The following is a 25,064-nucleotide window of genomic DNA, read 5'->3' on the forward strand; positions in this document are numbered from 1 at the left end:
CAGTTTATTAAGTTAATCACTTCCCATCCTTTTCGCGGGGATGGGCCTTCGCATAGACCTCCCGGAGCCTGGCTATGCTGTTGTGCGTGTAGACCTGCGTGGCCTGCAGCGAGGCGTGTCCGAGGAGCTCCTGTATCTCCCGCATATCCGCGCCGCCGTTCATCAGGTGCGTGGCGAACGTGTGCCGCAGGACGTGGGGGCTTTTCTTGCCCTGCACTCCGTTGCGCTCCAGTTCGCGGCGCACCGTGCGGTAAACCGCCGTGCGGGATATGCGCTCTCCTTTCCGTGTTAAAAATAGCGCTTTTTCTCCGGAATCGCAAATATTCTGCCGCTTAATCAGGTCGAGGTAGCGCAGAATCTTTTCGCGGACGGGCTCCGGTACGGGGACCATCCGCTCTTTGTCGCCCTTGCCGCGCACGCGCAGCGACATGGCGTCGTCCGACAGGTCGTCCCGGTCGATGCCCACCAGCTCGGCCAGCCGCAGTCCGCAGGCGTAGAGCATCAGTACGATCAGCGCGTCGCGTTCGGCGGCGAAATCGCCGCTGTCGCGTTCGCACTCCCCGACGATGCCCTTCATGCGGCTCTCGGGCACGAAGGCCGGCAACCGGTGCGGAGTCCGGAGCGAGGCGATCGGACGCATGACGTCGTGCGTGACGGCGCCCGTGCGGAGCAGCCAGCGGAAGAGGGTCCTGAGCGACGAGACCTCGCGGTTCATCGACGCGGCGCCGATACCTCCCTGTTCGGTACGGTCGATGATCCATTCGCGCACCTGGTCCGTGGTGACGCTCCGTGGGTCGAACGAAGCGTCGTCGCAGTCGAGCCACGCCATGAACCGTTCGATGTCGCGGCGGTAGTTGCGGACGGTGAGCGGCGAGTAGCGCCGTTCGGCCTCGAGGTAGCGTATGAATTCCGGTAACATGCTGCAAATATAACGCAAGACGGGGCGTTTTTGGTGTGCGCGCCGCCGGATTGTTTTCCGCCGCCGGGATGCGGACGGGCTCCGGTCTTCGCCCCGTTTGGACGGGTTTCGCCCCGGTGTGGCCGGCGCGTCGTTTGGTTCTGCTTCCGGATTGTGCTATCTTTGTTCCCGAATTCCGATCGTATGAAACAGAACTGGAAACCCGGTACGGTGCTGTATCCGCTGCCGGCGGTGCTGGTGAGCTGCGGCGCCACTCCCGAAGAGTACAACATGCTGACAGTGGCCTGGACCGGGACGGTCTGCACGACGCCGCCCATGTGCTATATCTCCGTGCGGCCCGAGCGGCATTCCTATGCGGTTATCCGCCGCACGGGCGAGTTCGTCATCAACCTCACGACGCGTTCGATGGCGCGCGCTACGGACTGGTGCGGCGTCCGTTCGGGGCGCGATTTCGACAAGTTCCGCGAGACGGGGCTCACGCCCGTTCCGGCCGAACGGGTCGCGGCGCCCCTGATCGCCGAGGCGCCCGTCAGCATCGAGTGCCGCGTGCGGCAGGTGCTGCCGCTGGGCACGCACGACATGTTCCTGGCCGAAGTGGTGAACGTGCAGGCGGACGAAGCCTATATCGACCCCGCCACGGGGCGGTTCTGCCTCGAACGGGCCGAACCGATCGTCTATTCCCACGGCGAGTACTTCGCGCTGGGCGATGCACTGGGCCGTTTCGGGTGGTCGGTCCGCCGGAAACGGCGGAAGCAGGGGCGGTGACGCTCCGGAACCGCGGAAACGGGGCGATTTTTATTTGGATTTTCCGCAATATTCCCTATATTTGTGAAGTCATGGTCTATTCTCAATAGAGCATGACTTTTTTCTTTTCGGAAAGAATTCTTTTTTACTCGGTGCAAATTTAGCGACTTCCCGCCCGTCGCGGTTCTCCGTACGTTCCATCCTGTTGCCGCTTTCGGTCAAAGTCCGGAAGTCGGATGCCGGGCCGGCGTTTCCGACGGGCGGGCGATCCGGCTGACGCATGACGTATCGGTGTGAATGCCAGTGAGATATTGCGTTACTATCTGCATGACACGTCCTTGCGGTATCTGCGTATCAGCTCCGACGGCGTACAGTGGAAATTCGTTTTGCAGAAGCGGTTGAAGCTGCTGTGCGAGTCGAAGCCGAACTTGGCCATGAGGTCCTTGATCGTCGTCTCCGGACAGGCGATCTCTCCGACGATGCGCTGGCATGTCTGTTTCAGCATCCAGTCGTGGGCCGTGTCGTTGAACTCGCTCTTGAACCGGCGCAGGAAGGTGCTGCGGCTCATGGGCGAGAGGTCGATCAGCTCCTTGAGCGAATGCACCTTCCGGTAGTTTTCGAAGACGAAATTGCGGAAGTCGAACGACCGACTGACGATCGGGTAGAAGAGCCCGGCGATCTCCTCCTTGCTGTAAAACCCGCGCAGATAGAAAAAGAGCTCCCGGTGTTTCATCTCGTGCAGGTGCGCGCAGCTCATGCCGTTCTTCAGGCAGAAGACGAGCAGGTCGAAGAAGGCGGTGAGCGGATACCGGATCTCGGTGGGGCGGAAATCGTAGCGCAGTTGCCGGCACAGCGTGTGATAGCTTTGCAGCACGAGCCGGTCGCAGCCGCTCTCGGGTTTCTCGAAGGCCATGTCCAGCAGCCGGACCCGTGTGAGCGTCCGTCCGCTGAACGCCGCCGAACGCGGTACGAGGATCATCTCGCCGGCCGAGAAGTCGCGGCCCGAGAACTGGTTGCAGTCGAGCGAGCAGCGCCCTTCCAGCAGGATCAGCAGGTGGTTCCTCCGCACGGTGTCGAGCCGTTCCGTTTCGCCGGCTTCGAGCTCTTCGTAGATGAAGCCGCTCCCGACGTCGGCCCGGTAGTGGTTGCAGGTCTGGTGTTCGCCTATATATAATAGGTCGTGCAGCAAAAGGGTGTTTTTCATGGGTCCAATCTGTTATTCGTTACGTTATGTTTCAGCAGTGTTTCAGCAAACGGTTTTGTTGTCGCTTGGTTGCCAGCAGGTTCCCTCTCCGGAGCCCGTCCGTTTCGGAATACGCCGCGCGCTGAAACGTATTTCCGTTTTATGTCGTTGAAAATCAGTTGTCGGCAGCCGGTCCGCTCTATTGAGAATAGAGCAGGGCGGAAGACAACGATATGAACAGAGTTTTACTGCCGTTTCTATTGATGCTGTTTTGCGGAATCGCGGAGGCGCATGCGCAGCGGCTGGCCGTCAAGAGCAACCTGCTCTACGATGCGACGACGACGGTCAATCTGGCGCTGGAGGCGGGATTCTCCGCGCGCTGGTCCGTGGATCTCTCGGGGAATCTCAATCCGTGGACTTTCTCCGGCAACCGGAAGGTGAAGCACTGGCTGGTGCAGCCCGAAATCCGGCGGTGGAACTGCGAGGCGTTCAACCGTGGCTTCTGGGGCGTGCACCTGTTGGGCGGACAGTACAACGCCGGCGGATTCCGGGTCCCGCTGCTGCCGACGCTCCGCCATACGCGCTACCAGGGATGGATGGTCGGCGGCGGCATAAGCTACGGCTACCATTGGTATCTTGGAGCGCACTGGAATCTCGAGGCGACCGTCGGTCTGGGGTATATCTATACGCGCTACGACCGGTTCGAGTGCTACCGTTGCGGGCGGGTCACCGGCCGCGACGAGCACCACGGCTACTGGGGCCCGACGCGTGTCGGCATTTCGGTCGTCTATCTTTTCAATCACAAATAACTTTTGTCGGCATGAGGAAATTCTATCTTTTGCTCGTTTCGCTGTTCGTCTCCCTCGCCGGAAGTTCCGGAACGCTCCGGGCCCAGTTCCGCGGGGACATTCGGATGACATGCAAGCGTCTCGACGTGGACCGCGACGATTCGTTGCGGCTGGAGTTCGAGTTCCTGATCCGGAACCGGGCCGTCAATACCTGCCAGAGCTGGACGTTCGTGCCCGAGCTGAGTACGGCGGACGGGAAGCACTTCCGCTATTTTCCGCGCGTGGTGATCAACGGGAGGAACCGGCGGCGGATGACGGATCGCCGGAACCGTCTGACACGCAGGTTCTGGAGCGAGGAGCAGCCTTATCAGACCGTGAACGTGGCGGACGAGGAGCAGACGCTCGTGGACTATGCGGCGGCGGTTCCCTACGAGGAGTGGATGGGAGGCGCCTCGCTCAAATTGCAGGAGGTGCTCGCCTCCTGCGGCGGCAAGCGGCAGTTGCTCACCGTCGCGCTCGGCGACCGGATCGCCTTCCCGGCGCTGGAGCCTTACGTTCCGCAGGTCTCGGTCGTTTACTGCGAGCCGGGGCCCGAATCCAAGCAGCGGCTGGTGAAGGGCGAGGCGTTTCTCGATTTCCAGGTCGGCCGCTCGGCTATCCTTCCCGATTTCCGTCACAACGGCGAGGAGTTGGGCAAGATCCGCGCTGTCATCGACCGGATTCGCCGGGACGGCGACGGCGAGATCACCGATATTTTCATCGAGGGCTACGCCTCTCCGGACGGAAATGCCGAGCGGAACGCCGGTCTTTCGCTGGCCCGCGCCAAGGCGCTGAAGGATTACCTGCAACGGGCCTATGCGCTTCCCGAGGGGATTTTTCGCGTGAGCTCCGTGGGCGAGGACTGGAGCGGTCTGCGCCAGTTGGTCGAGGAGAGCGATCTGCCCGACCGCGAGCGGGTGCTCCGGATCATCGACGGGCCGCTGACGCCCGACGGAAAGGAACAGGCGCTCCGGGCGACGGGCCGGACGTGGCAGCGGTTGCTGACCGATATCTTCCCGCAGCTCCGCCACGTGGACTATCAGGTGCGTTACGATCTGCGTGATTATACTTTCGAGGAGTCGCTCTCCGTGGCCGAACATGCGCCCGAGAAACTTTCGCAAATGGAACTGTACCGCATCGCGGCGTCGTATGCTTCCGATTCCGCGCGCTACCACGGCTTTTTCGACCGGATTCTCGAACTCTATCCGGACGATCCCGCGGCCAATATCAATGCGGCGGCCTCGCTTCTGCAACGGGGCGATGCGGCGGCTGCCGAGCGCTGCCTGGACCATGCGGCCGGGGCGATCGCCGCGCCGGATGCCGCGATGGCCTCGGCGTTCGCCAACAACCGCGGCGCGGCGCTGCTCCTGGAGAACCGGCTCGACGAAGCGGAACCGCTGCTGCGCCGTGCGGCCGACGCCGGACGCGCGGAGGCCCGCCGGAATCTGGAGGAGCTGGAGCGCAAGCGCGGGGACAACGCGCGTCTGGAACGTTATCGGAACATCTCGCAGTAGAATTCCTGCTACTGCCGGTTTTTATTCCCAATTCACTTTTTTGTTTAACTAAAATTTCTCTTTATGAAAATGAAATCTGTTTTGGTTTCGATGCTTGCTCTGGCTGCGGTCTTCAGCAGTTGCAGCAAGGACGGCGAAACTCCCGGACAGGGCGGTCCCGGCGCTATTACGGGCGACACCTATCTGTCCGTTGCGCTGGGCGGCTCCCGTTCCGCCCGGACCTATGCCGCCAATACGGCGGCGGGCACGGTCGCAGAATCGACCGTCAAATCGGGATATATTCTGACGTTCAACGCCCAGCGGCAGAAACTCGCCGCCACGCCGCTCGATCTGACGAAGGATATCGTGCTGGATCCCGCCAATCAGACGCTGCCCGGACAGCCCTCGGGAAATACGGGCAATATTTCGGCCGGCGAAGCCATCAAGGTGTCCGATGCGACCAAGTACGTGATGATCGTGCTGAATCCCACGCCGGCACTCGAGAAGACGCTGAAGACCGCGACCTCCTTCGCCGAGCTGAAGGACAAGGCGCTTTCGGACATCGCCGACGTCGTGGCGGCCAAGGACGGATTCCCGATGATCAACCAGGGTGTGTTCGACGGGACCAATGCGGACGAAGGGCTCATTGAGTGCTCGGGCAATCTTTTCACCAAGGACAACATGGGTTCCAGCTCCACTCCGCAGGAGGCCGCCAAGGCCAAGCCGGTCTCCGTCGTCGTCGTGCGTCTGGTCGCCAAGGTGGGACTATCTACGCCGATGCAGGAGGTGTCCACCATCTCGAGTCCCAATGCGATCGTGTTGGAAGACGAGGCCGAGAATGCGGCCATCTTCCTGGACGGCTGGCTGACGAACACGACCAACAAATCCTATCTGCCCTATTCGCCGCTGGTGTACGATGCCCAGAACAATCCCGGAAAGGACCTCTCCATCGCATACCGTCAGGACAACAACTATCCGCTCTCTCCCGCCACCGATTTCGACTGGCTGAAGAATGCCACGCCTCCCTCGGCCTGGAATACGAAGTCCGATCCGGTCTATGTCATCGAAAATACGATGTCCGTGGCCGGACAGAAGGTCATCAATACGACCAAACTCGTGCTGAAAGCCCGGTTCTTCCCCGAGGACTTCAAGGATACGTCCGATGCCTCGAAGTCCGAAACGTGGTTCGTATTCTCTTCGGACAGCGTAGGGACGCATACCGAGTTGATTTCGTACAAGGACATGGCGAATCTGCTGAAAGGCACGGCTTCCGGTTCCATTTCGGCGGATGATGTCAAGATGATTCAGAATTTGATGGGAGAGATCGCGAAAAAGGCCTCTTATGTGAAGACCGGTACACAGGAGGGCGACTACGATGCGCTGTATTCGGACCTGAGCGCTTCCGCTACGCCCAAGAATCCGCTGGACAAGATCGGTTATGTGGCCGCTACGGTCCGCGACATGAGCGATCTTGCCGACTATCCCGGCGCCTACATGCAGATCTATTACAAGGGCATTTGCTACTACGATATTCTCATCAAGCACAATTCGAATATCAAGGATAAACTGGTGGAAGGCAAATGGGGCGTGGTCCGCAACAACTGGTACACGCTGAAGATCGACAAGATCAGCAAGCGCGGCACGCCGTTCATCCCCGATCCCACGGATCCCGATATCGTCGATCCCAGCAATCCGGACGAGAATACGCCCAACGAGGGAACCGACGCTTACCTGAGCGTGACCGTGACGGTCGCCGACTGGACGACCTGGGAGCAGGGCGTGGAGCTCTGACCCTCTTCGGATCAATACGTCTTTTCGATATGTTTATATGAGAAAGGGGCGGCACGGGCCGCGCGGTTTGTGCCGCCCCTTGTTTTTACGGTTTTTTCAGAACGAAGATTACGGATCACCGGCGGCCTCCGGCCTTCGGCGATCGTCTAAAACAGAATTATGTCGTTTCGCTGCATCCAATACCTTCGGCCCCTTTTCGCGGCGCTGATTCCGCTCGCGCTCTTCGGCGCGTGCAGTTTCGGCGATTCGTACGGAGACTGCGGACTCTACCTGCATTTCACCTATGAATACAACATGGCCGCTGCCGATGCTTCCCGTGAGATTGACCGCATTGATCTGCTCGTGTTCGATGCCGACGGAACGTACCTTTTCACCGAGACGGCCGGCCGGGAGGAGCTCGGCCGCACCGATTATACGCTGCCGCTTCACGAGAGACTCTCCCCCGGGACTTACATGTTTCTCGTCTGGGGCGGCCTGTCCGACGACTTCCGTCTGTCGGACGTTCGCAGCGCGACTGCGGACCTGCAACCCGGAAAGACCCGGTTGGAGGATGTCCGTCTGACCCTGACGCGCGTCGCGCAGGGAGTCTGCGATGCGGAACTGCATCCCGTCTGGTACGCCGCACCCCGGACGATCGCCTACGATCCCGGAGCGGGCCGCCGGACGCATACCATAGACCTGATGAAAGACACGAACCGCTTCCGGATTTCGCTGACCGAGGAGGGGACCTCGCGTGCCGACGCCTCGTCGGGCGGCCGGTCTCCCTATACGTTCGAGATCGTTTCGGCCGGGCACGAGGCCTACGACGCGGACAACCGGCCCGTCGGCGCGGACTCCGTGTCGTTCCTGCCGTACCGGATTTCGGGCGACCTGACCGGCGCGGCAGGCGAACTCAACACGATGCGCCTGCTGGAGGACGTCCCCTGCCGTCTGGTGGTCCGAAGCGTGTACGATCCTGATAACATATTGTGGTCCAGAGACCTGATCGGACTGTTGGAACAAACCCGCCCCTCCGGGATCGCCTCGTTGCAGGAGTACCTCGACAGGCAGGACGAGTGGACGCTGTTCTTCAACTACAAGGGAGATGCGTTTTCGGGAACGTTCGTCGCCCTTTCGGTGACGATCAACGGCTGGACGATCTGGTTTCAGGGTTCCGATCTGTAATGCGAGACTGTTTTGCCTGGATTCCGAATATATAGACCGATGCTGTTGCTCCTGTTGATTCTCCTGTGCGGTTGTTCGCGGCGCTTCGCGCGTTTGCGGCGGAGCGGCGATGCGCGCGTGCAGGTTTCCATGCCTTCCCGGCGCCGGACACCCGAACCGGCCGCCGCGCCGCAGGGGGATACGACGGCCGCCTCCGGACCGATCACCTTCACCACCGAGGACGGCCGCGAACTCCGGCTCGTGCCGGCGGCTTACGACGATCGGTTGCAGGAGTCGGTGATGAACCTTCGGATCGAACAGGTGACCATTTCGGTCAATAATATCCGCAATGTGGCCGAACGCAACGGCAAGATCGACCTGGAGTTTTCGGTGACGTTGCCCCGGGAGCTGCTCGACGACCAGTGGCGTGTAGAACTGGAGCCGGTGCTCTGCACTCGACAGGACACCTTTTCGCTGCACCGGCTGCTGTTCACGGGCGAACGCTTCCGCCGCTTGCAGCGGCAGGACATGGCGCGTTACGACCGCTACCTGCATTCGATCGTGGACAGCGCGGACTACTTCCGCTGTTTCGCCGACGTCGCCGGATTCGAGTCCTACCTGCATAAGGCGGCGGTCCGGCGTCAGGCCCTGCTGGAGGAGAAGGCGCGGCTCGATGCCGCTGCCGGGAACACCGTCTCCGGGCGGAGCCGGCTCAGCGACCGGTGCGTGTACCGGCGGGGACTCCGCGACCTGCGGCGCCAGGCCGCACGCGAACGGCGCAGCCGGCTCGATTCGGTCGGGGCGCTCGGGCGTGCGGCGCAGGGGCATCCGTCCGATCCGCTCGCGGCCTACCTCGCGCCGCACTACAAGCCCCGGCCGGTGGAGACGCCCGGGTACGTGCGGGCGATCCGTCGCGAGCTTTCGGACAGTTCCGAGGTGCAGCGCAGCCGGATCCGCCGGCGGACGGTGGAGGCCAATATCCGCCTGCTGAGCGACCTGGACACGGCGGCCCTGATGCTCGAATACTACGATCTGCGCAAGATCGAGCGCAACGAGGAGCGTGCCCGGAACAAGGAGGCGGTTTTCCGCCGGGTCGTGCGTTTCCCCGAACTTCCCGGCACGCGGCTTGACACGATCGTGCACGCCGACCGGAGCGTGACCTACCGCTATGCCGAACAGCTCGACGCGGGAGAACATACGGACCGGATCCGCCTCTTCCTGCGCGGAGCGGTCACGTCGGTCGGCGGCCGCCGCTACGAACTTCCGGCGAGCGATACGCTGACCTATTCCGTGACTTCGATGATTTCGTTTATCGACGATGCGCCGCGTTACGTGCACCGCATCGTCAAACGCGACGCCAAGGCCGACGCCCGCTTTTTCTTCGTCTTTCCCAGGAATGGGACCGAAGTGCGGGAGGATTTGGCCGACAACCGCGCGCAGTTGGCGGCGGTGAAGCGCCTGACGCAGGCGTTGATGACCGATCCGGTCTTCATCATCGACAGCATCGCGCTGACGGCCACCTCGTCGCCCGAAGGTTCGTGGAAGGTCAATGACCGGCTGGCCCGGGAGCGATCCGCAGCGCTGAAGGAGGTGCTGGTGCACGAGTTTCGGAAGATGAAGGATTCGCTCGGGATCGCCGGCTCCTATGTGCTGGATGCCGGCGGTGGCGTCCGCCGGATCGAGACGGATAACGGCCTGCCCGATCTGCCGGATCGCGTGCGTGCGGGATGGCTGGCCGAGGACTGGGGCCGGCTCGAGGAACTCGTGCGGGCGGACTCCGCGCTGGCCGCCGACCGGGAGGGGATTCTCGCACTCGTGCGGAAGGAGGTGGATCCCGACCGGAGGGAGTGGCTGATTCGCAAACGGTTCCCCGCTTCCTACGCATACATGCGCGAAAAGCTCTATCCGCAGATGCGCGCCGTGGATTTCCGCTTCTCTCTGCACCGCCGCGGCATGAAGCGGGACACGGTGTGGACGACGGTGCTGGACAGCGCCTACCTGCGCGGCGTGGAATTGCTGAAGAAACGGCGGTACGAGGAGGCGCTGGCCCTGCTGCGGCCTTATGAGGACCGGAATACGGCGTTGGCCTACATGTCCGTGGGGCTGGACCGCGCCGCCGCCCGCATTTTGGGGCGCGAGGAGACGCGCCGTCCGGACGACGCCGAAGTGAAATACATGCTCGCCGTGGTTTCGGCCCGGCTGGGCGACAACGAACGGGCGGTCAGGAGTCTGCTGCGGGCCGCGGAGTTGCAGCCGCGGCTGCGGTTCCGGGGAAATCTCGATCCGGAGCTTTCCGCCCTGATCCGGCGCTACGACCTGTTTAACGATAATACGGTGAATCTATGATACGGATGGCAATGGGAAGGATCGGTCTGCGCGCGTTTGTCGCGGCCGGACTTCTGGGACTTTACGCTTCGGCCTGCTCGCGGGAGAAGCTGCCGGCGGGAGCAGGCGGCGGCCCCCGCCCGGAAGCGGTTTATCTGGACGTGCGGCTGACAGCCGGCGACGCTCCGGCGTCGCGCGCCATGACGGCGGATGCGGAGTCCGCGATCGACATCGGCTCCCTGCGCGTGCTGGTTTTCGACGAACGGGACCGTCTGTCCGACGTGGCCCCCTGCACCATTCACAATGCTTCGTTCGTGACGTTCCGCCTGCGGGGCAGCGTCAATGGGGAGAAATACCGCGTGGTCATGCTGGTCAATGCGGAGAACGCCCCTTCGGTGGCCGAACTGCGGACGAAATGGATCGGAAGACCCTATTCCGAGCTGGCCGAAGCCTGTTTCTTTTTCGACGTGAACGGGGCGTGGGACACCTCCCTCCGCACCTCTATTCCCATGTGGGCCGGGTTCGAACCGATGGTCGTCGAACCGGATATGCCCTTTCCGAAGAACGTGCGGATGATCCGTGCCGTCGCCCGGGCCGATGTCGGCGTGGGGGTGGACGAGAACGGTATGCCGGACCCTGCGGCGCGGATCGCCGAATTCCGGCTGGACAGCGTCCGGCTGTTCGGCAGCAAGCGCCGCGGCTGGGCGATGCCCCGGCCGGATGCCTTCGTCGCGGATCAGGACGCCGCGCTGACCGAGGCGTCGGCCCCCTCGCTCTGGGTGCCGGAGTACGCTTCGAACGGGCTGCTGCCGGGCGGCGGTTACGATGCGAAGGGCGATGTGGGCGGACTGCTCTATGCGGTTCCGCAGCTCGGCGGCGGCTCGGCGGCGCTTTTCCGCGGGATTTACCTGGCCGAGTCGGCCGAGTTCCCGGCGGATTCGGCCTGTCTGGTCCTCAGCGGCCGTTACAAGTCCGATCCCAATGCTTCGTGGAACGACGTCGAAACGACCTATTACCGTGTCGATTTCTGCCGCGACGTTCGGGACGGCGGCGGGCTCGCGCCCGTGCTGCGCAACCACCGCTATCTGTTCAGTGTCAAACGGGTGTCGGGTCCGGGAATGCCTACCGTCGAGGAGGCGCTGAAGTCGGCGTCGGTCAATCTGGAGGTGGACGTCGAGTCGTGGAACGACTTTCCGGAGACGGAGACCGCCGACAGGATCGTGCCGTTGCATCTGGAGCTGAAGGGACTGGATTTCGCCGGGGACGGCTCGGCCGCCTATGCGGGCGATTACGAATCGTTCCGGCGGCAGGACGGGAACGGCGGCGAGAGCCCCTATCTGGACCGGCCGGATGCCGGCGGCGGGTACGACCGCGAGCGTCTGCTGCACAATGTGGCCGTCGCCGCCTACCGGGCCGACGACGGGACGTTCGACGAATTGCTGGCCTTCGATCGTTTCGACCTGACGAACGGGCGGAACGACCTTTACATCGGGATAAGCCGCAGACCCTATGCCCGGCGGCTGGTCGTGCTGGCCAATTTCGCTCTGGGCACGGCCGCCGGATTGGAAAAGGCGCTCTCGGTCACCACGCTGTCGGATTTCTCCTCCTGGTCGGGATTCCGGCAGGTGTGCGTGCCTTCGGGCGGGCAGCTTTTATGGAACGATCTGCCGTTCAGCGGGATCAGCCGGACGATCGCACCGGAGGAGCTTCGGGAAGGAGCCGTCGCCTCGGTCGATGTGGGGCTGCTCGCCGCCGTCGCGCGGCTGGACGTGGGGATCAATTATGCCGATATCTCCGTCGGGAAGGACGGCGCGGGACAGCCTGCGGGTGCTCCCGGGGTGACCTATCCGTTCTATCTGCGGGGCGTCTATGTCGTGAATTACCGTTCGCACTTCTCCCTGACGCCCGATTTCGGGGCGGCGGACGAGCTTGCGGCAGGGACGGTGAAGGACCCTTCGCCTGCGGGTGCGCCGGTCGAAGCCGCCGTTCCGGCCGACATGTTGCGGTATCCGCTCGCCTATCCCGCCGCATCGGCCGACGCCGGACTGAAACACGTGCTGCTGCGGCAGATTTACCTGCCCGAGACGGCCGCGGGATCGCAGACCGTGCTCATCGTGAAGGGCGGGCCCGATGCGTCGGACGACCGGAACGACACCTATTACAAGGTGGTGCTGGACAAGGAGTTGCTGCGGAATCACCGCTACGTGTTGAATCTCAATAATATAACGGCTCCGGGGGCTGCCACGCCCGAGGCTGCGCTGAACGGTTCGCCCGCCGAGGCGGTGTTCACGCTGCTCACGTGGGAAAACCGGGTGGTCGATCTGCCCAACGTCGGGCAATACGTGCTGAGCGTGCGGGAGCAGTATCGGAACGACGTCGTGCACACCTGCGCGGCGGGGGAGGTGATCCGCGTGATTACGACCTATCCGACCTGGCAGCTGCTCGACGCGACGGACCGGGTGGTTTCGTCCGGCAGCCGGGGAACATCGTATTTGACGGCTCCCGCGAAGGGAAGCTACCGGATCAAGGCCGGAAGTCTCTATTGGAGCCTTACCGTAAAATAGAATCACTCCATGAAACGATTGAATCAGCTGTTGCGAATCCTTTTGCCGTCGGGCGTGCTTGCGCTCTGCGCGGCAGGGTGTACGACCGACGGGGTCGATGACTCCCGCTCCGGACGTCCCGGGGCCGTGGAACTGGTGCTCGGAGTCTCCGTTTCGGGCGACAAGGCGCTTTCGCGGGCCATGACCGCGGGGCAGGAGAGCGAGGTGGCGGAACTGACCGCGCTGGTTTTCGATGCCGATGACGACGGGTATCGCTACACGGCGAAAACCCAGGTGAAAGGCCCCGGCGAATACCGCATCCTGCTGGAACGTCCGGTCGGATCGGGCAAGGAGCGGTTGTATCTGGTGCTGCTGGCCAATTTGGACGAGGAGACGCGGAAGCTGTTGCCCTCTTCGTCCGATGTAGGCGTGTCGGGCGGGACGCTGCTCGAGCGGATCGTATCCGTCTGCGAGGACCGGTGGCCCGCGCAGAACGCGCAGGGCGAGGAGCTGCGCCCGATTCCCATGTGGGCGCAGTCCGGGGCCTTCGAGATCGACCGGGATACGGAGGAGGCCGACGTGAAGCTCGCTCCCGTCTCCCTGCTGCGTGCGCTGGCGCGTCTCGACCTGAAGATCGACGATACGGCGCTCGACGGGAGCGGCATGACGTTCACGCCGACCGCCTTCTTCGTCTGCAATGCCCGGACCTCGGGCCGCGTGTCGCCCGACCCGGCGGTGTTCGACGCATCGGGCAGGCGGGTCACGGCGCCTACGGTTCCGTCCGGCAGCGCGTCCGGCCGGTTCGCCTATGCCTTTCCGGAAGGTTCGGGGGAGCTCGTGCGGACGATTTACCTCTTCGAAGCCCCTGCCGACGATCCGGTGTACGGGATTCTCGAAGGCGTGTTCTCCGCGCCGACCCTTCCGGATCCGGTTCCGTGCTACTATTATGTCGGGTTTCGCGGCAAGGACGACGCGGATACGTCTCCCGTGCTGCGCAACCACCGCTATACGCTCGTCGTACCCGTGAAGGGACCCGGTGCGGTGTCGGAGGAGGATGCGCTGAAGGGAACGCCCGTGGAGGACGTCGCGCTTTCGGCCGTTCCCTGGACCGAAGACTACACCGATGACGATTCGTCGATGGATCTCAAGGACCGGAAGGTTCCTGTCGTGCTCCGTCTGAAGGTGCAGTCCCCTTCGGTCGTCCCGGTGAAGACCCGGGCGGCCGACGCCGCCTCCGCGGGGATGCACGTCTCGGTACTGCAATATTTTTCGGACGGGCAGGACTGGGTGCTGCGGGCCGTGACGTCTTCCCTGCTGGCCGTGTACGATCCGGCGAAGGACGAGTATGTGTGCAGGACCGAACTGATTCGCTCCGATTCCGAACGCGAACAGCGGATCGCGGTCTTTGCGGCGGATGCGAACTCGGACCCGCAGTCCGAGTCCGTCGATGGGGCGAATCCCCAGACGCATCCGTCGATCGGCCGGCTGTTCGAAGCGTACAGCGTCGGCAGCACGGTTTCCGAGGGAACCTATACCTCGTCGGGAATTTCGGCGGCCCGTTCCCATCTGACCGAGGGCGATACGATCGGCGTGAACATGGTGCGGGCTCTGGCGCGTATCGACTTCGGGGTGGGCATGGAGACCGACCCGGCTAAGAATCCGGATTATACGACCGCGACGGGAAAGATCGCCTCGGGTTCGTTCGAGGTGACGAACGTGTCGCTTTACAATGCCTATACCCGTTCGGCGCTCTTCCCCGAACTGGGGTATGCCGCGGCGATCGAGGAGTTCCGCAAGGGCCGTGTGTCGCGGCCTGCGCAGCCGGGGTGGAGAAAGAGCAAGCCCGGCTATTTCCTCCGGCAGCCCGTTCCCTTCTCCTATGCCGACAACCTGTCGCTCGGGAACCATGTCGGGGAGTCGCCTCTCGTGGCCTACGGCGATCCGGCTCCGATCGGGGCGGATTCGGTCTGCGAATCGTATCTGATCGTCGAGGGCCGGTACACGGAGGCCAATCTGGACGGGACCTCCACGAATTACCGCAAATCCTATTACCGGATCGACTTCGTGTGCGACGGGAAGCCTGTGCCGCTGTTGCGCAACCATCGCTATATCGTCAATGTCGTCGCCGTGAGCGGTCCGGGAGCCGCCCGGCCGGAGGACGCCACCTCCGAGAACCTGACGGCCGAGATCACGGTCGATGACCAGAATTCGGCCATGGACATCGTCACCGACGGACACTATTATCTGGGTCTGAATCCGCGTATGCTCTTTTTCAACGGGTTGGGCTATCCGACCGAGACCCAGTACGAGGGCGACCTTTCGACCGATGCTCCGGCATGGACCGCAGCGCTTTCGGAGGACTATCCGAAGAACTGGAGCTCGAAGTACGTACTTGTCGATCCTTCGGGTGGGGCCGGAAAGAATCGGCGGTTCGTCCGGGTGAACGACGGTACGCAGGACGGCCGGCTGCCCGAGCTCGTGTCGGATGCGCGTCATGCGACGGTCCGGGTGACGGCCGGCAACCTCGCGGATTCGCTGACGATCATCCAGTCGCCGGTGACGGCCGAGGATTTCCGTTTGTACGTCGAACCGGCGTCGTGCGCTTGCTACGAAACGGAAGTACCCGTGCGGGCCTATATCGACTCCCGGTTCGCTTCGATGGCATGGAGTGCCGGGAGCTTCTGGCCTTCGGGAAGCGCCGTGCCGGGGCATTCGTATTATCTCGGCGAGACGTCGGGCGTGTTCGACGGCGGCATTCAGGGCAGCGGTCCGCAGCAGGGGAAGGCGTTCCGCGAAGTGAAGGGGCGGTTCAACACGTATAATAATACGGCGAACGACATCGTGGTCGGTGCGAAATTTTCCCTGACCGGATACACCCATGCCGCCGTATCGGGTTCCGCACTGGTTACGCAGCATGCGGCGGAGAAGACGCCGCTGCGTGTGAAGGTCACCTACCGGGTGCGTTATACTGCGGTGAATCCATCGACGGGTACGTCTTATTACGGTTCCGAGACGAACGGTTCTTCGGCGATCTATTCGGTCGCATCCGGTTCGGCGACGCAGACGATCGAATTTCCGAACGAGCCCGATCTGGTTTATTATTCGGATGTTAACAGATGGGGCAATAGTTTCACACGGGGTGTGGTGATTCAGCTCGCACCCGACTGCGAAATTCCGGAGGCGGATATTTCGATGACGTCGGGTGCCGGTGCGGTTTCGGCTTACGCATTCAGTGCCTATACGGATTTAGGTCAGTTTCTGTCCAGCGATAAGTTCATGTTCGTCCCTTCCGGGGTCACCGAGAACAAGACGATCACCAAGAGCCAAAGCAACAGGTATTACTTGCTGGTTCCGGAGATGACCTACCTGAAGGCCGATGCGAGCGCTACGGTCACCGTTTCCACGAAGTGCGGCCAGTCGCTCAAACTGGTGTTTTCCCGCAAGAAGGCCGTCCCGGCGCTGGAGGTCGTGCCTGCGGAGTTCACCGTTCCCAATACGAAGGGGTCGGACCGGATCGCGGTCCGGGTCTCGCCCAAACACATGGGCTGGACGGTGTCGAGCGATGCGTCGTGGCTTACCGCAACGCCCGCCAAAGGGTATTACAGCCCAGACCCGTGGAGCGTGCAGATCAATTATGAGGCCAATACCGGAGGCGACCGGACCGGGCATCTCACGTTCAGACACCAGGACGGAACGGTCTCCAAAATCGTCACCGTACATCAGACTACGGGTGTCCAGTCGCTGTCGGTTTCCCCCGCATCGCTGTCGTTCGTCCCGAAGGGCGGTTCGCAGCAGATCCAGGTGACGACCGAGAACGGCGGCGGCTGGAAGGTGCAGTCGAAGCCCGATTGGATCACCCTGACGCCGGCGGGCGGCTCCGGCGGCAAGGTGACGGTCGCGTGTGCGAAAAATTCGCTCAAAAACGACGATCCGTCGGCTGTCCGGAAGGGAGAGATCGTGCTCGTGCATACGAAGAATGCGAAAATCGTCCGCAAGATCGCCGTTTCGCAGCCTCATTATTATTTCAAGGTCGAAGGTCAGATTCCGACTTGGGTCTCGGCCGACGGCGGTTCCTATGCGTTTACGATCACGACCCGCGGAACGACATGGAGTCAGACGGCGACTTCCGGCGGCTGGCTTTCCGATCTTTCGCCCTCGAAAGGCGGCGACGAGACGAGCAGTCTGGTGCGTACGTCCGTTACGTACAAGGTGCAGCCGAACCGCGGCTCGGCCGACGAGTTTTCGGCCCCGCATCGGCAGGGATACTACAATATCACGTGGCCCGGCCTTTATGTGATTTCCTATTACGTGGACCAGTATGCCTGGACGGGCGATCCCGGCATCATGATCATGTCGCCGGTCTATCCGACGCAGGCCAACACCTGCCCGCCGGGTTACCGTATGCCCCGTTACGGAGGCCCCCGGACCTACGATTACACCGAGCGGCTGAAGAACGGCCTGATCGTCGCCGGACTGGATACCTATCCCGGATACTGCCGGTTCTACACCTATCCGGAGACCGACGAACATTCGAAATGGTACAATAACATGAAGCCCGTATGGTTTCAGCCCATGGGCGTGTACAGCAGCTATCCCTATTTCCTGGTGGGCGTGAAGGCCCGTTACGGGGATTCGTGGACGATACCCGATACCTTTGGAGGTATCAATGCTCCCAGCGAGAGCGGCTTATTCTATCCGTGGCACACGCTGATGGCTTTCCGGGTCTGTCTGAAAAAATCGGTATGGGGAAACTGAAATGCAGCGTATGAATATGAAACGGTTTGTCAAATACATGCTCGGAGCCGCGGCGGCGGTCATCGCCGCCGCCGTGCTCGCCGTAGCCGTCGTTACGGTCGGTTTCTACGGGGGATCTTCCGGCGGATCCGAAGGGCGGGCGTCGCGGCCGGATTCCGCGGCGCCGTATGCGGGGCCCCGCATTCCGGACGTGATGGCCGACCCCGCCGAGCGGGCGTCGTGGTTCGTCGAACGGTTCTGGGACGGATTCGATTTCCGCGATACGACGCAGTTGCGGCCGGAACGGCTCGATCCGGCCTTCGGGGAGTTCGCTTCGGCGGCCCTTTACGCCGATCCGGCGGTGCGCGACGCGAGCCTCCGGCGGATGCTGGACAGCGCGGCCCGGGGCGGGGAGGCGGCGTTGGAGCGGTTCGCCGCGCTCGCCGAGGAGTATTTCGGTTCGCGGGACCGGTCCACGCGTTCAGAGGATGCGCTGATCTGCGCGATGGAAAAGCTGCTGGCGATGCCCGGCACGGATTCGCCGCTGCGGGACCGTTACAGGTTTCTGCTGGAGATGGCGCTGCGCAACCGTCCCGGGACTCTGGCCGCCGATATTCTCTTTACGGACAGGCGGGGTGTCGAGCGGCGGCTTTCGTCCGTGCGGGCGGAGTACACGGTGCTGCTCTTCTACGATCCGGCCTGCGAGAGCTGCCGGGCCGTGGAACGGTGGATCGCCGGGTCGCCCGTGTACGGTGACTGCATCGACCGGGGGCGGCTGAAGGTCGTGGCGATCTACGCCGGAGACGACCGCCGGACGTGGCTCGACGGGCTCGGGGAGCTGCCCCGGTCGTGGATCGCGGGATACGACCCGCAACTGCGGATCGTGCGGTCGTTGTCCTACGACACGGGCGGCGTGCCGCTGCTCTACCTGCTCGACCGCGACAAACGGGTGGTGCTCAAGGAGCCGCGGGTGGACGAACTGGAGATGTGGTTGCAACGGAATGCGGTGAAATGATACGGACGATTCTGCTTTTTCTGGCGGCTTTGCCGCTGGTCTCCTGCATCGGGGAGGATGCCGGCGGTTCCGCGCCGGAGGGTCCGGCCCGGACGGTGCTGGTGTGGCTCGGGGGCGACAACGACCTGACGGGGGAGGTCGCGCAGAAGATCGAGGCGCTGCGTCGCGGATGGCGCCCGACGGGCGGCGCATGCCTGATCTATGCGGATTCGAGACGCGACGGCGCACGTCTGCTGCGCCTGCGGGGCGGCTGTGCGGCGGCGCCCGAGCCCTATGTCGAGACGGTCGCGGAATACGGTCCGGAAAACTCGGCTTCGGCGGAGGTTTTCGGGCGGGTTTTACGGGATGTGACGGCGGCGTATCCGGCCGATGGTTATGGATTGGTCTTTTTTTCTCATGGGAGCGGCTGGCTCCCGGCCGGAACGCTCCGCAATGCCGCAGGGGAGGCGGGATCTGCCTCTGCCTCCCCGGCATCCCGTTCTCTGGGACGCGACGACAGCGTGCCCGAAGGTGGCTCCGCGGAGATGGAACTCGCGGATTTCGCCGGGGCGATTCCGGACGGCGCACTGGATTTCATCCTCTTCGAGTCGTGCTTTTCGGCGGGCGTGGAGGTCGCCTATGCGCTGCGGCACAAGGCCCGCTACCTGCTGGTCTCGTCGGCCGAGATGCTCTCGCCGGGATTCGCTCCGGTCTATCCGACGGCCCTGCCGCTGCTTTTCGATGCGTCGCGTCCGACGGCCGATGCCCTCGCGGCTTTCGGCCGCGCCTACATGGATTACATAAACACGCTCGACGGCGCTTTCCGCTCTGCGACGCTGAGCCTTGTCGATACGTCATACATGGATGTCCTCGCTGCCCGGATACGGGAATTGCTCGGCAACTCTTCTCATAGGGCTGACATTTCAATCGGGTTGCAGCATTTCGACCGCCCGGGCAGCTACGGGGACATTCCCGCCGTACCGCGTTTCTTCGACTTCGGCCAGTGGGCCGGACGGATCGCGGGAGATGAAGTGAACGCCGTTTTCGGGGAGCAGATGAAACGCACGGTGATATGGGAGGAGAGTACGGAGCGTTTCCTGCCCTCGCAAAACGGTTTTGAAATCCGCTGCCATTCGGGCCTCACGGTCTATGTAGAGCAGCCGGAACTTGTGAAACTCAACGAATATTACCGCCGGACGGCCTGGTACGGGGCCGTGTGGGGCGGCAACTGATATGGAACGTTACGCTTTGTTTTGGAGTGCGCCGGGATATTGGCCGGCGATGTGTCTGGCGGCGGCGTGCGTCGCGGTCTGCTGGTTCGGAATCAGGTCGTTTGTCATCCGGCGGAAACGCCGCAGGATGGAGGATTACCGGCAATTCGTGACCGACACCTATTGCCGGCGCGGAGAGCGGGTCCCGGCCCTTATCCTGCGCTATTACCGCCGGGAGATCGAAGCGTATAACGAGGCGCGGCGGGGGCTGCCGTTCCGCCTTCTCTGGCGGGAGGAGCCCGACGGGGAGGAGTTCCCGTCCCCTGCGCCGGAACGGTCCGCCGCGGTTCCGCCGGAGAGCGGGGAGCGCGGGCCGGGAGCGGCGCGGGGAACGCCGGGAAAGGGTCGTAAAATCCGATAGCTCTTAGCTCTTCCGTTCGGATCCGGCCCGGGCAGGGCGGCGGATGCGGCGCGGAGGGGCGACAGTTTAACCTTAATAAAATTTCAGATGAACAAGAGAGAATTAGTGAAGGCCGTGGCCGCCGAGAGCGGATTCACCGGCGTCGAAGCCGCCAGGGCGGCGAATGCAATGCTTCGGGTCATCGCGCAGAGCCTGCAACGGGGCGAACGAGTCTCCGTACCCGGTTTCGGAGCCTTTTCGGTCCGCGACCGGAAGGGACGCACGGGACATAACCCCGCGACGGGCAAGGCGATCCGGATCGAGGCCAAACGGGTCGTGAAGTTCAAGCCCGGCAAGGCATTGCAGTTCGATGCGGCGCCTTCGGGCGCATCGAAATCCGTCCGGAAAGGCGTCCGCCGCTGATCGGAATCCATTTTACTAACCGGGCGCCCGTCTCCGGCTCCGGCCGGGATCAGCGGCGGGACGCCGAAAATCTTACGGAAAAATATGAAAAACGCATTTGTCCGCGGCGCATTGGCCGCAACCCTGACGCTCGTCTCGGCGGGTGTCATGGCGCAGGAGAACGGTAACCGCGACGAGCGGGGAGGGATCGTGCGCGGTCCCTACGAGACCAACCGTTTTTTCGACAACATCTTCATCGGGATCGCCGGCGGCGTGAACGTCTATCACGGCGAGAACGATTCGCACGGCGGATTCGGGAAACGGCTCGCTCCGGCGCTGGACCTCAACGTCGGCAAGTGGATCACGCCGGCCGTAGGCGTGCGCATCGGCTATTCGGGGCTGAATGCCAAGGGATGGACCTTCGGACAGACGGCCTACGCGAAGTCCCCCGTCGGGGAAGGATTCTATCGGGAGAAGTTCGGCGTGTCGTATCTGCACGGGGATTTCATGTGGAACCTTTCGGACGCCGTGAGCGGATACAAGCAGACGAGGACGTGGAATTTCGTGCCCTTCCTCGGGGCCGGGTGGGCCCGGTCGTACGGCAACGGGACGTATAAGAACGAGTTCGCCCTGAGTGCGGGCCTGCTCAACGACATCCGGCTGTGCGACCTGTTGGACCTGACGCTCGAAATGCGCCACCTGTTCGTGAACCAGCGGTTCGACGGGGTGGCCCGCGGCAGCCGCGGCGAGGGAATGACCTCGGTGACGGTCGGACTGTCGTTCAAACTGAACCGGCGCGGGTTCCGCCGGGTGAAGCCCGTCGCGGCGCCCGACTATACGCCCTATCTGACCCGTATCGACGCGTTGGAGAATGCCAGGAACATTCTCGAAGCCGAGAAAAAGACGCTCGCCGACGAGAATGCCCGGCTGCGTGAGCGCGAACCCGAGACGGTGCAGGTCGCTTCGGTGTCGGCGACGCCCGTGGCGCTCTTCTTCCGGATCGGGCAGGCCACGCTCGACAAGAAGGAGCTGGCGAATCTGGACTTCTACGTGAAGAACGCCCTCGAAGCCGACAGGGAGAAGGTCTTCACGCTCTGCGGCTCCGCCGACAAGGCTACGGGCACGGCGGCCGGGAATCAGCGTCTGAGCGAAAAACGCATGGAATACGTCTATAAACTGCTCGTCGAGAAGTACGGCGTGGCGAAGGAGCGGCTGCGCAAGGTCGCCGAAGGGGACCGGAACAACCTCTTCGCGGATCCGGAACTGAACCGTGCGGTAATCATCCGGTAGCCGCCGGAGAGAAAAGAAGTGGAAAACCCGGTTCCGGAGGGTGCGGGACTGCCTCTCCGGAACCCTTAAAAACAATGTTTATATGAATAGGAAGAAGATTTTGATGCTTCTGTTCGCCTTCGCGGCGTGCAGTGTGGCCGTTCCGACGGTTTCGGCCCAGGAGAGCGGCTGGTGGATCGGCGGCCGGGTCGGCTATTGGCACGACAAGGTGGAGGGCGTGACCTCTTCGGGGTTTGCGCTGGCCCCCGAGTTCGGTCACGATTTCAATGCGAAGTGGAGCCTGGGCGGCGTGCTCGGATTCGACTACCGGAAAACAGGGAATACGAGTGCCGAGGTCTTCGTGATCGAACCGTATGCGCGCTACAAGTATTTCTCCAGGGACCGTTTCACGCTCTTCGTGGACGGCGGGTTCGGTGTCGCTATGGGCGACGGGAGCGGCTGGAAGGTCGGGCTGACGCCCGGGCTGGCGTTTAGAATTTCGGACCGTTTCAGCCTGCTGACCAGCTTCGGATTCCTCGGCTACAAGAACGACTATTACAACGGAGGGGGCGACGGATTCGGATTCGACTTCAGGAGTTCCGATCTGCGGTTCGGATTCTTCTACTCCTTCTGACGACCGGGGCCGATGGCGGACCGGTCGGGAGCTGTATCGAATTGTTGTTTCCGGTCCGTCGTCGCCCCGCCTTTTTCCGGCCGCCGGTTTGTCGGCCGGATTTTCCCGGGCTGCGCTGCGCCGCCCGGGAGGCTTCGGAATCGTGCGGGCCGGCCGTAGTGTCTTTGTCGTCACAAGGATAGTGAAAACCGGCCGCACGGTTCTTTTAAGTGAAACTTTCTAAATTGCTATGGTTCCGGATGGCCCGGCCCCGTCCCCGCGGAGGACGGTCCCGGCGTCCGGATCGGACGAAATCTGTTATGAAGAGACAATATGTAGCGGAAGCATTGGGCACGATGGTGCTCGTGCTCGCGGGCTGCGGTGCAGCCGTGTTCAACGGCGGGGCGGCGACGACGGCCGCCGTGCTGACGATCGCCTCGGCGTTCGGCCTTTCGGTCGTGGCGATGGCCTATACGATCGGCCCGGTTTCGGGCTGTCACATCAATCCGGCGATCACGCTGGGCGTCTGGCTGAGCGGACGGATGAAGAGCGTCGATGCCCTGTGGTACATGGCCGCGCAGATCGCGGGCGCAGCAGCGGGTTCCGCGATTCTCTGGGTCGCGGTGCACGGCGGACACGTGGCCCCGGGCGCGACGACGACGGGGGCGAACGCCTTTGCGGCCGGAAATCTTCTTCCGGCACTGGTCGCCGAGACGTTCTTTACGTTCGTGTTCGTGCTGGTGGCGCTCGGTGCGACCGATGCGAAGCGGGGGGCCGGCGATTTCGCCGGACTGGTCATCGGTCTGACGCTCGTGCTGGTCCACATCGTCTGCATCCCGGTTACCGGGACGTCGGTGAATCCGGCGCGTTCGATCGCCCCGGCTCTGTTCGAGGGCGGCGAGGCGCTGTCGCAGTTGTGGGTGTTCATCGCGGCGCCTTTCGCCGGCGCTGCCCTCGCGGCGGCGGCCTGGAAGGCGTTGTCGGCCGGCCGGCACGCCGGCGCGGACGCCTGATCCTCCGCGCGGAGCCTTCGGCTCATGATACCGAACGGGGACCGCGCCACCGCCGCGGCCCCGTTCCTTCATGCGAATCCGTTTCTCTCTCCGGATGCGGTTCGCCGTTTTTTCTTCCGTTTTCCCCTTTTGCGGAGCGTTTCGCCGGATCGCGCGGGACCGCCCGGAGTGTCCGAAAAATTCCGAATGTGTTTCCGAATCGTTTCTTACAGGTGTGAAATTGCCATATTTTTGTGAAAATCCAAGAGTATGGCGAGTGTGAAGTTGTTGTTGAACAGGAACCGGGCATTGCGGGACGGTTCCTATCCTTTGGTTTTTCAATTGATTCAGAATCGACGGAAACGGTTGATCTATACTTCGTTCAGACTGTTTCCGGAGGAGTTCGACGCGGTGCGGGGCAAGGTCCTGGGCGGACCGGGTTCGCGGCGCGGCGAGCGGGAAGTGCAGCGGATGAACCGGCAACTGTCGCAGCAGCGCCGAAGCATCGAATCCCACATCGCGGCCCTTGAGGCGCGCGGGTCGGGGTACAGCGTCGAGGAGATCGTTTTCCGGTATCGGGCCGACCACGGAGGGCTGGGGCTGCTGCACTATATGGACGTGCAGATCGAACGGCGGCGGCAGGCGGAGCGTTACGGCATGGAGGCGGCCCTGCGGCACACCCGGGCTTCGCTGGCGGCGTTCATCGGGCTTCGTGCGGTGCGTCTGGCGGACGTGAACGCCCGTTTTGTCCGGGAATACGAAGATTTTCTGCTGCGCCGGGGCGTGAGCCTCAACACGATCTGCTATTACATGCGCAACCTGAAATCCGTCTGGCGGCAGGCCGTGGACGACGGTTGCGTGCCGGCCGGCGTACATCCGTTCGAACATGTCCGCTCGAAACCCCGGAAAACGGTCAAACGGGCCCTGGACCGGCTTTCGCTGCGACGGATTCACGATGCGGAATTTCCTGCGAATTCCCGCCTGGAGTTCGCCCGCGATCTGTTCCTGTTCAGCTTTTTCAGCCGCGGAATGCCCTTCGTGGACATCATCTACCTGAAAAAGAGCTCGGTCGGCAACGGTGTAATCAGTTACCGGCGGCGCAAGACGGGGCAGTGGCTCCATGTCTCGCTGACGCCGCAATTGAAGGCGTTGATCCGCAAGTACGCCAACGAGTCGGAGTATGTCTTCCCCGTGTTGCAGGGGACCGACGGCCGCGACCTGCACCGGCAGTACCGGCTGGCGCTGGAGCGCGTGAACCGCTACCTGAAGCGCATCGCCCTCGAATGCGGCGTCTCCGTGCCGCTGACGACCTATGTGGCGCGCCATAGTTGGGCCACGCTGGCCCGGGAGTCGGGAGCCCCGGTCGCGGTGATCAGCGAGGGCCTCGGCCACACGTCGGAGAAGACGACGCAGATCTACCTCAAGGAGTTCGACCGGCGGATCGTGGACCGCGTCAATGCCGTCGTGTCGAAACTCTGAGG

General features: G+C 62.9%; 18 protein-coding genes. 16 read left to right on the forward strand and 2 right to left on the reverse strand.

Features of this window, described 5'->3' with window-relative positions:
- Positions 1 to 16: 16 nt before the first annotated feature.
- Positions 17 to 919 (reverse strand): tyrosine-type recombinase/integrase, encoded by a 903-nt coding sequence (locus tag KB554_RS12665; RefSeq protein ID WP_211036388.1) that lies wholly within the window; start codon positions 917 to 919, stop codon positions 17 to 19.
- Positions 920 to 1,102: 183 nt separating this feature from the next.
- On the opposite strand from KB554_RS12665, the gene KB554_RS12670 reads away from it, so the two are divergent.
- The gene (locus KB554_RS12670) at positions 1,103 to 1,684 is read left to right on the forward strand and encodes a flavin reductase family protein (protein WP_141428762.1); all 582 of its coding nucleotides are present in this window, start codon (positions 1,103 to 1,105) and stop codon (positions 1,682 to 1,684) included.
- Between the two features lie 298 nt (positions 1,685 to 1,982).
- Here the strand turns inward: KB554_RS12670 and KB554_RS12675 are convergent, their stop codons facing one another.
- Entirely contained in the window at positions 1,983 to 2,867 is an 885-nt protein-coding gene (locus KB554_RS12675) for an AraC family transcriptional regulator (RefSeq protein ID WP_211036390.1), read from the reverse strand.
- 212 nt (positions 2,868 to 3,079) lie between these two features.
- Here KB554_RS12675 and KB554_RS12680 point away from each other — a divergent pair, with 212 nt between their 5' ends.
- The 15 genes from KB554_RS12680 (at position 3,080) to KB554_RS12750 (ending at position 25,062) form a co-directional block, all read left to right on the forward strand.
- Entirely contained in the window at positions 3,080 to 3,655 is a 576-nt protein-coding gene (locus KB554_RS12680) for a DUF3575 domain-containing protein (protein ID WP_211036392.1), read from the forward strand.
- An 11-nt stretch (positions 3,656 to 3,666) separates the two neighbouring features.
- Positions 3,667 to 5,187, forward strand: coding sequence for a DUF3868 domain-containing protein (locus KB554_RS12685; protein WP_211036394.1), 1,521 nt, complete (start codon positions 3,667 to 3,669; stop codon positions 5,185 to 5,187).
- 63 nt (positions 5,188 to 5,250) lie between these two features.
- Positions 5,251 to 6,957 carry an Mfa1 family fimbria major subunit gene (locus KB554_RS12690; RefSeq protein ID WP_211036396.1) on the forward strand — a complete coding sequence of 569 codons (1,707 nt, stop codon included), beginning with the start codon at positions 5,251 to 5,253 and terminating at the stop codon, positions 6,955 to 6,957.
- A gap of 159 nt (positions 6,958 to 7,116) precedes the next feature.
- Entirely contained in the window at positions 7,117 to 8,121 is a 1,005-nt protein-coding gene (locus KB554_RS12695) for a FimB/Mfa2 family fimbrial subunit (RefSeq protein ID WP_211036397.1), read from the forward strand.
- Positions 8,122 to 8,160: 39 nt separating this feature from the next.
- Positions 8,161 to 10,446, forward strand: a complete 2,286-nt coding sequence (locus tag KB554_RS12700; RefSeq protein ID WP_211036399.1) for a hypothetical protein — start codon at positions 8,161 to 8,163, stop codon at positions 10,444 to 10,446.
- Positions 10,443 to 12,989 (forward strand): hypothetical protein, encoded by a 2,547-nt coding sequence (locus KB554_RS12705; protein ID WP_211036401.1) that lies wholly within the window; start codon positions 10,443 to 10,445, stop codon positions 12,987 to 12,989. Before KB554_RS12700 ends, KB554_RS12705 begins: the two co-directional genes overlap by 4 nt.
- A gap of 9 nt (positions 12,990 to 12,998) precedes the next feature.
- Positions 12,999 to 17,723 (forward strand): BACON domain-containing protein, encoded by a 4,725-nt coding sequence (locus tag KB554_RS12710; protein WP_211036403.1) that lies wholly within the window; start codon positions 12,999 to 13,001, stop codon positions 17,721 to 17,723.
- Between the two features lie 16 nt (positions 17,724 to 17,739).
- Entirely contained in the window at positions 17,740 to 18,717 is a 978-nt protein-coding gene (locus KB554_RS12715; RefSeq protein WP_211036404.1) for a DUF5106 domain-containing protein, read from the forward strand.
- Positions 18,714 to 19,928, forward strand: a complete 1,215-nt coding sequence (locus tag KB554_RS12720; protein WP_211036405.1) for a clostripain-related cysteine peptidase — start codon at positions 18,714 to 18,716, stop codon at positions 19,926 to 19,928. Before KB554_RS12715 ends, KB554_RS12720 begins: the two co-directional genes overlap by 4 nt.
- A gap of 127 nt (positions 19,929 to 20,055) precedes the next feature.
- Positions 20,056 to 20,328, forward strand: a complete 273-nt coding sequence (locus KB554_RS12725; RefSeq protein WP_211036406.1) for a hypothetical protein — start codon at positions 20,056 to 20,058, stop codon at positions 20,326 to 20,328.
- An 87-nt stretch (positions 20,329 to 20,415) separates the two neighbouring features.
- The gene (locus KB554_RS12730; RefSeq protein ID WP_141428782.1) at positions 20,416 to 20,730 is read left to right on the forward strand and encodes an HU family DNA-binding protein; all 315 of its coding nucleotides are present in this window, start codon (positions 20,416 to 20,418) and stop codon (positions 20,728 to 20,730) included.
- Between the two features lie 147 nt (positions 20,731 to 20,877).
- Positions 20,878 to 21,999, forward strand: coding sequence for an OmpA family protein (locus tag KB554_RS12735; RefSeq protein WP_242116365.1), 1,122 nt, complete (start codon positions 20,878 to 20,880; stop codon positions 21,997 to 21,999).
- A gap of 82 nt (positions 22,000 to 22,081) precedes the next feature.
- Positions 22,082 to 22,612, forward strand: a complete 531-nt coding sequence (locus KB554_RS12740) for an outer membrane beta-barrel protein (RefSeq protein ID WP_211036408.1) — start codon at positions 22,082 to 22,084, stop codon at positions 22,610 to 22,612.
- A 299-nt stretch (positions 22,613 to 22,911) separates the two neighbouring features.
- Complete coding sequence (locus KB554_RS12745; protein WP_141428788.1) at positions 22,912 to 23,604, forward strand: aquaporin; 693 nt, start codon at positions 22,912 to 22,914, stop codon at positions 23,602 to 23,604.
- 249 nt (positions 23,605 to 23,853) lie between these two features.
- Positions 23,854 to 25,062 carry a site-specific integrase gene (locus tag KB554_RS12750; protein WP_211036409.1) on the forward strand — a complete coding sequence of 403 codons (1,209 nt, stop codon included), beginning with the start codon at positions 23,854 to 23,856 and terminating at the stop codon, positions 25,060 to 25,062.
- Positions 25,063 to 25,064 lie beyond the last annotated feature (2 nt).

Source organism: Alistipes sp. Marseille-P2263 (assembly GCF_018101075.1).
Classification (GTDB): domain Bacteria; phylum Bacteroidota; class Bacteroidia; order Bacteroidales; family Rikenellaceae; genus Alistipes; species Alistipes dispar.